This window comes from Arcicella sp. GW458-12-2-14-TSB2, from assembly GCF_059423785.1.
In genome coordinates this window covers 1-7,977 of sequence record NZ_JBWKYN010000229.1, presented here as the reverse complement: position 1 = coordinate 7,977, position 7,977 = coordinate 1, and the positions used below count along the sequence as shown (strand labels likewise).

Here is a 7,977-nt window from a genome sequence, read left to right as displayed (position 1 = left end):
CTTAAGTCCCTCGCTAGAAATAAATATATCAGTTATTATTAACGTAAAATTAAACCTCCCCAAATAAAAGGTAGAAAAAAAATCCTACCTTTTATTTGCACGGTAGGAAAAATTTTCTACCTTTGTTTTGTCATGAATAAAAAAGAAGAACATAAGCTGGTAGAGCCTACCAAATCTGAACTAGAAATACTGCAAGTACTCTGGGAAATTGGTCCTGCTACTGTACGGGCAGTAAACGATGAACTGGTAAAACAGAAAGACGTAAACTATGCGACAACCCTAAAGTTTATGCAACTGATGGCGGAAAAGGGAATGCTTATCAGAGATGAAAGTCAGATGAAACATATTTACCGTGTAGCCGAAGAGGAACAAAAAACCAAATCGTACTTACTAGAAAAATTTGTGGATTCGATGTACAAAGGTTCAGCAAGTAAACTGGTTTTACAGCTACTTGGTAACAAAAAGAATTCGCAACAAGAGCTACAGGAGATTAAAGACATCATCAAAAAACTAGAGGAGTAACATGGAAAATTTCACTGTCGCTTTAGGGAATACGCTGATAAACTCGCTTTGGGAAGGGGTAATACTAGCAACTTTTACAGGACTTATCATCGTGTTTACGCGTAAACATAGCGCCACTGTTCGCTATAACCTACTAGTAGCCAATATGTTATTGTTTGTATCGGTTATTCTTATTACTTTTTGTTATGAATTAGGCAGTAATACCCTTAGTCATACACTCAAGCAATTGGCAGTGCCTCTCACACAAGGAATCGATACAAGTACTCAACAATCTACCACTGGCAGTGATGTATTCCAAACGATTCAGTTTTACATTGGGTCGCATACCCAAACGATAGTGCTTATTTGGTTTCTGATTGTACTGATGCGTTGCCTTCAACTAGCGAGTGGATTACATGAGCTTTACCATTTACGTCGAAATAACCTTTTTGCTGTTGATGAAGTTTGGGCAAAACGTGTAGCTACCTTAGCCAATTACTTAGGCATTACCCAAATGGTGGGCATTGCAGAATCTAGTTTAACCAAAGTACCCATGGTAATTGGTCACCTAAAGCCCCTTATCCTAGTGCCTGTTGGTTTGATGGCTAGTTTAACCCCTGCCGAAATAGAAGCAATATTGGTGCATGAACTGGCACATATTAGGCGTAGAGATTACCTTGTGAATTTGTTACAGAACTTGCTAGAGATTTTCTTTTTTTTCAATCCTGCGGTGCTGTGGTTATCCTCCGCGATTCGGGCAGAAAGAGAGAATTGTTGTGATGATATTGCCTTGGCACAAACGAGCAGTAAAGTAGATTATATACGTGCCTTGGTATCTTGCCAAGAATATCAATTAGAAGCGCCTGCCTATGCGATGGCTTTTCCCGGAAAACGTAGTCAGTTGATGGATAGGGTAAAACGCATGGCATCTGGGAATAATCAATCGCTTAATTTCAGAGAAAAGTCAATCCTATTCATCGCATTATTAACTACGGGGTTATTAACAGCTGCCTTTACCAATGCTAAAGAAATAGCACATTTGGCGGTGGAAACAAAAGTAGCATTCAGTCATGCTGTAACAACTACGACTGAACAAACTACTACCTCATCAAAGCCAGTTGTTCATCAAGCAAAGCCGAAAGTATATATCACAACGGTAGCGCCGAAAGAGGTAAAAAAGTTGCCAGAAACTACCTTGAGTAAATACAAGCGAATGGCTTTAGCAGACTCGATAAAGCAAAGCAAGATGGTATCTTTAAAACCTTTGTCTGCTAATCAGCAGACACTTGCTCCATTGAATAATAAGCTAGGGACTTACAAACCATATAAGGCTGAATATAAGCCATATACCACCCAATATGATAACAAGAAGTCTGATATTGGTGCAGCGGTAACGGATGATTTGATTAAAGATAAATTAATCAATGCAGATGATAAAAATACATCTTTTAAACTCAGTGATACCGAGCTGATTGTCAATGGGGTTCGTCAGCCAGAAGAGATTTTCAAACGCTATAAAGACAAGTTTGTACCACCCCAAACTGAAGGTAAAAAAGGTACTTGGACGCTCTATAGCAATTATGTTACTACTACCACAACTAGCAATGTTTTAATCGTTTGGAATCAAAATAATCATCATAATGTGTGGGTGATTTAAAGAGAGTGAAGTTTTAAGCGCTTACTTTGTTAACCTTTTTTAAGTAAACATAATACCATCATTTTCTATTAGCGGGTGACTTAAGTCCTATTGATTAGCCACATCTTTTAAAAAGTTAAAATAAGGATGTGATTATTGATAAAATGGGTTCAAATGGGCTTAAATCGTCCTTCAAACCGAGCTTTGGTCGTCTCTTGTCATAGCCTGACTACGTGAATTTTTATCACTAGCGAGGGACTTAAGTCCCTCGCTAGTGATAAAAATATGACTATCAATTACTTATGGATATGTGGGTAATCAATAGGACTTAAGTCACCCGCTAATAGAAAGAGCTCGCGCTTAAAAAGTGCTATAATGCTGTGACAAGCTTTTTTATCTCTTTTACACAAACTAATAATTTTTAACACTAAATCTTATGAAATTAAAATTCGTGACTTTTTTAGTCGCCTGCCTTTTTATTGCCTCTATTTCGCTAAAAGCACAAACGATAAGCGGGAAAATAAGCGATGCCACTCAAAAGCCCCTTGAAGGTGCGAGTGTATATTTAATGCAAGATTCTATCTTGGTAAAAACGGCACTCGCTGATGCAGAGGGACGCTTTTTGTTTGATAAACTAAAGGAGGGCAATTACCGCATTAATATTACCATGATTGGTTTTGCTTCATACAAAAGTGAATTATTGAAGCCCGATGCCGTGGTGACGATTGTGTTGCAACCTGTTAGCAAAGAATTGAATGAAGTAGTAGTTACTACTAAAAAGCAATTTGTAGAACAAAAAATTGACCGTACCGTAATAAACGTTGATGCCCTAATTAGCAATGCTGGCTCTACGGCACTGGATGTGTTGGAGAAATCACCAGGGGTGACAGTAGAACAAAACGGTGTAATTAGCCTAAAAGGGAAAGGCGGTGTAAAGATTTTTATTGACGACAAGCCCACTTATTTATCGGGAGCTGATTTAGAAAATTATCTGCGGTCGCTGTCGTCTGCTACCGTCGACCAGATAGAACTTATGAGCAATCCACCTGCCAAATACGATGCCGCAGGGAATGGTGGCGTAATTAATATTCGCCTAAAACGTAACAAGGCTAAAGGTTTTAACGGAGGTATCAACGTTAGTTATATTCAAGGGAAATATAGTAAAACCAACAATGGACTTAATTTTACGTATCGCAACAACAACATTAATATATTTGGCAATGTTAGTTTTAATGTTGCCAATGGCTTTAGTGATTTGGATATTAATCGTCATTTCTTTGATGAGGCTGGCAACCCTACTTCCGATTTCCTTCAAAATTCATTTATTCGCCGAATCTCTACGAGCAATAACGTAAAGCTTGGGTTTGACTATTATCTGGGCAAAAAGGACATTTTCGGGATGGTGATTAACGGACTAAGTAACGTAGGTGATGTTAATACCTTAAATAAAAGCCGTTTGTTTAATGTTTCTGGTATCCTAGATTCTACGATTGTGGCAGTGAATAAAGAAAATAGAAACTTCAAAAATGGGGGTATCAACTTCAATTATCGTCATCAATACAATGATAAAGGAAGAGAATTAACCGCCGACCTAGACTACCTCCGCTATCAAACTCGTAGTAAGCAGTCATTTGATAATACGGGCTACTTGCTTGATAATAGCGTAAGCAGTCACGATTTATTGACAGGCAACTTGCCCTCTAATATCAATATCTGGTCGGCCAAAACAGACTATAGTCACCCCTTGAGCAATGGTGTAAAATTAGAAACAGGGTTGAAATCGAGCTTTACGGAAACAGATAATATTGCCGATTACTTTTATACGGTTGACAACGTAACAACGCCAGATTATAACAAAACGAACCATTTTATCTACAAAGAACAGATTAATGCAGGGTATCTAAACGCTAGTAAAGATTGGAAACGCTTTGCTGTGCAATTGGGGTTACGTTTTGAAAATACGATTTCTAACGGACATCAACTGGGCAATATTCAAAAGCCTGATTCTACTTTCAAACGTAATTATAACGGACTCTTTCCTACTTTTTACCTACAATACAAGCTGGATACAGCAGGCAATCAGACAATTGGATTTGATTATGGCCGACGTATAGACCGCCCCTATTATGAAGACCTTAACCCATTTTTGTCGCCCTTAGATAAGTTTACTTATTATACTGGCAACCCGTTTTTAAGACCATCTTATACCGATAACTTAGAACTAACCCATACTTGGAAAAACATCACGACTACCTTAAGCTACAATAAAACCAAAGACGATGTAAACGAGACCATCGAAATTGTCAACGGTATTTATTACAGTCGACCGGGGAATTTAGGCACTGTTACTTCCAAAGGTATTAGTGTGGATGCTAGCTTTGATATAACCAAATGGTTTAATTTCCATTTATTTATGCGTGCTACCAATATTCATACTAATAGTACATTTTACACAGGGACGCTCAATACACAGGGGACGTTCTATTTTATCCGTCCTATATTCCAATTTAAACTCCAAAAAGGTTGGACAGCCCAGCTAGACGGTGGCTACCAAAGTAAGGTAACCAATGCACAGTTTATCGCTTCGGCACGAGGGAGAGTAAACATGGCTGTTACCAAAAAACTTTCGCCGTCTGCCACGTTGAGTTTAGTAGGCAACGACTTATTCTATAACTTTAGAAATGCGGGAGAAATTAATAATTTAGCCAATACCAAAGCCAATTACTTGAATTTGAGCGATACCCGAACAGTTGTATTGTCGTTTAATTATCGTTTTGGCAAAGCCATTTCAAATTTGCGCAAGCACAATGCCAACGGTGCCGAAAGCGAACAGAATAGGGTGAAGAATTGATAGGATATTGGGGACTTTAGGACTGGTAGATTTTTAGCCTTTGTTGTTGGAAAAAAACACCAATAAAGGCTAAATATTTTCTATTAGCGGGTGACTTGAGTCCTACTGATTACCCACAAGTATATAAATAACTAATAATCAATATCTTATCACTAGCGAGGGACTTAAGTCCCTCGCTAGTGATGAGGGCTTCAACGCTTGGTTTAAAGACTATTTATGTACATTTAAGCTAATTTTATCAATAACCACATCCTCATTTTAACTTTTTTAAAAGATGTGGGTAATCAATAGGACTTAAGTCACCCACTAATAGAAAATATTATTTGGTTATCTCTGCTCGGCGTAGTGTTTTTCACTACGTCAGGGTGTCAGGCATTCTTAGCAGGCAACGACGAAAGACAAAAGTTTATTTGAGGAGGCAATGTAACATTGCCTATTTACTTATACTCATTATCCAATTAGCACAATCAGGAGCATCAACAATATTCCAACTATGAAAACCCTTTCCTCGCGTAGTGATATATTCCACATTTTTATTGCCAATTTTCAACAGAAATTTATACAAGCTTTCTAAATCATAAGCATTAATGTCATTAATCTGTAAGTCCGTACAATAAGTCTTTCTAACAAAATCCAAATCAGGTTCGGTGTATAATCTTATTGGAATACTGTTTAAATATTTTGCATTTCCACCTTCACTGTCGTTTGCAGTATAAGAAGAGTGAATTAAATATTGTTCAGGTTTGGAATCAGGCGAGCCCCCTAAAGAATTTTCTAATATCCCTTTAATGGCGTATCCTTCTTTAATGATTAAACCCTTACATCTATAATTTATTTTTCTTAGTGCAGAAGCATACAACCGAGTTAAATCAAGCGGAGGGTCAATTGTGAAAACTCCTTTTAATATATTTGACATATCCGATTTTACTAGATACTCAGCATATCCAACAGCAACAGCACCTCCCGATGAAAAGCCCCCTATCATAAGGCTTGATACCTTATATTTATCGCACTGTGTTTTGCATATTTTGTCTAATTCCTTAATGGTGCTTAGGTCTGCAAATAATGAATTGTGAAGTTCAGGTGCTAATATTAAATATCCATTGTTCGCCATAATTTGGGCAAGACTTGTCTTTCCAAAAATGCTTTTGGGGTTTTCTCCAGACCCAGGAAGTAATACAAGAACTCCTACAACTTTTGATTGCGGTTGCAATGCGTAATAAGTAAAAGACAAATTATCTACTTTATCTTTGTATTTATCTATATTTTGTCCAATTAGGTGATTATAAAAGAGTAGCAGTAAAAAGCTATAAATAGCTGTTAGTTTTTTTTTCATGATAAGTTAGATTTAAAGGTTTATAGTACTTTGTTTTATACATTTACAACTCTTCAGTTCTGCGTTCTGTTTTTCAATACGTCGGGGAGTCAGGTCTTCTTAAAAGACAACGGCGTAAGACAAAAGTTTATTTGAGGAGGCAATATTACATTGCCTGACACTGTGACGTAGTGAAAACACTACGCCAAGCGAGGTGCGGATAATCAGTCCATCAAAGTAGGCTTATGGAAATTCTTTGTTTCTATTACTTTTCCATTTTCATCTCTAAAAACCCACTTTCCTATTCCATAAAATTCAATTTCTACTGAATCAAATATAGCTAAACCTTCTTGTTCAACTTTACCATTATCATGATAGACACGAACATAAGCCTTACTCGAAGGCATCACTTTCTTATTATCTTCGCCATTGACAAATAAGTCTTTGTTGGGTTTAATATCTTCACAAGACATATAGACATGGCTTTTATCATCAATAAAGTACCAATCACCACTCATTTTTCCATTCAAATAACTACCAAATGAGCTGAGACGTGATTTATTACCCTTTGAATATGACCTATAAAAACCATTATATTTCCCATCTTGATAATAGGCTTCTTCTAAACCATGCATACCATTCTCAATCCAAAGACCTGTTTTTTTACCATTCTTGTCCTTTTGATTGATATTAGTTTGAGCATCTACTTCACTTGTTATAAACATCACTAATGCCAATGGTAATACGATTTTTTTTATCATTTTTTTAAAAATATTATTATCTGTTATATCAAATATTAGTTTAATAATTACAATACTTTGTTTAATTCAGTTAAAATCTGAATCCTTTTTGGTATAAGTGACGCTATGGAAACACTTATATCAATATTGCCAGTGTTAAAAATCTTCTTTTCCCTGCCCAAGAAACTCTCGTTTTGAAATTTTATCTATCATTTCTTCAAACTCCTTACTCCTTGACTTATCAATACATAACCCAAATAATCTTTGTTTCTTTACATCTTTACTGTTGAAAAAAACATCCCCACCTATTTTTTTAGCATATGCATCTATTTTTTCTAAATCTTTTTTTTGAATATAACTTATCCAAGCGTTATATAGTAATTTCGTTCTATCTTTCTGGAAAGTAACATCGCCATTGTTTAACAAGCCATCATTAATACAATTATAAAGAAAATAATCCCTCATTAAATCTTTAGCTAGTTTCCTTTTTGTATTAATAAAGTCAATATCTATTTTGTTGTTCGGGCTTTTGTGTTGAGAAAAGACTTGCATATTGCTTGTCAAAAGCAAAAAGATAATTGTTAGTTTCTCCATAATTATGTTTTAGTTATTTAAGTTTAAACCCTCACTCGCGTAGTGTTTTTCACAACGTCGGCGTGTCAGGCCTTCTCTGAGGGCAACGGCGTAAGACAAAAGTTTATTTGAGGAGGCAATGTAACATTACCCGACACTGTGACGTAGTGAAAACACTACATCATGCAGATGAAGATATTTTCTATTAGCGGGTGACTTAAGTCCTATTGATTACCCACAAGTATATAAATAACTAATAATCAATATCTTATCTCTAGCGAGGAACTTAAGTCCCTCGCTAGAGATGAGGGCTTCAACGCTTGGTTTAAAGACTATTTATGTACATTTAAGCTAATTTTAT

At 36.2% G+C, this 7,977-nt stretch carries 6 protein-coding genes; 3 read left to right on the top strand and 3 right to left on the bottom strand.

Annotated features, from left to right (window positions below):
- The first annotated feature begins 132 nt into the window (after positions 1–132).
- The 3 genes from AC07XN_RS22125 to AC07XN_RS22115 all read left to right on the top strand — a co-directional run bounded on the left by AC07XN_RS22125 (position 133) and on the right by AC07XN_RS22115 (position 4,988).
- A complete protein-coding gene (locus AC07XN_RS22125) occupies positions 133–522 on the top strand; it encodes a BlaI/MecI/CopY family transcriptional regulator (RefSeq protein WP_309923508.1) in 390 nt (129 codons plus the stop codon).
- 1 nt (position 523) lies between these two features.
- Positions 524–2,158 carry a M56 family metallopeptidase gene (locus AC07XN_RS22120; protein WP_494744631.1) on the top strand — a complete coding sequence of 545 codons (1,635 nt, stop codon included), beginning with the start codon at positions 524–526 and terminating at the stop codon, positions 2,156–2,158.
- 415 nt (positions 2,159–2,573) lie between these two features.
- Positions 2,574–4,988, top strand: a complete 2,415-nt coding sequence (locus AC07XN_RS22115; protein ID WP_494744630.1) for a TonB-dependent receptor — start codon at positions 2,574–2,576, stop codon at positions 4,986–4,988.
- A 433-nt stretch (positions 4,989–5,421) separates the two neighbouring features.
- Here the strand turns inward: AC07XN_RS22115 and AC07XN_RS22110 are convergent, their stop codons facing one another.
- The 3 genes from AC07XN_RS22110 to AC07XN_RS22100 form a co-directional block, all read right to left on the bottom strand.
- Positions 5,422–6,324, bottom strand: coding sequence for an alpha/beta fold hydrolase (locus AC07XN_RS22110; RefSeq protein WP_494744629.1), 903 nt, complete (start codon positions 6,322–6,324; stop codon positions 5,422–5,424).
- Positions 6,325–6,527: 203 nt separating this feature from the next.
- Positions 6,528–7,064, bottom strand: a complete 537-nt coding sequence (locus tag AC07XN_RS22105; RefSeq protein ID WP_494744628.1) for a hypothetical protein — start codon at positions 7,062–7,064, stop codon at positions 6,528–6,530.
- Positions 7,065–7,199: 135 nt separating this feature from the next.
- On the bottom strand, positions 7,200–7,637 hold the full coding sequence (locus AC07XN_RS22100) for a hypothetical protein (protein WP_494744627.1): 438 nt from the start codon (positions 7,635–7,637) through the stop codon (positions 7,200–7,202).
- Positions 7,638–7,977: the final 340 nt, after the last annotated feature.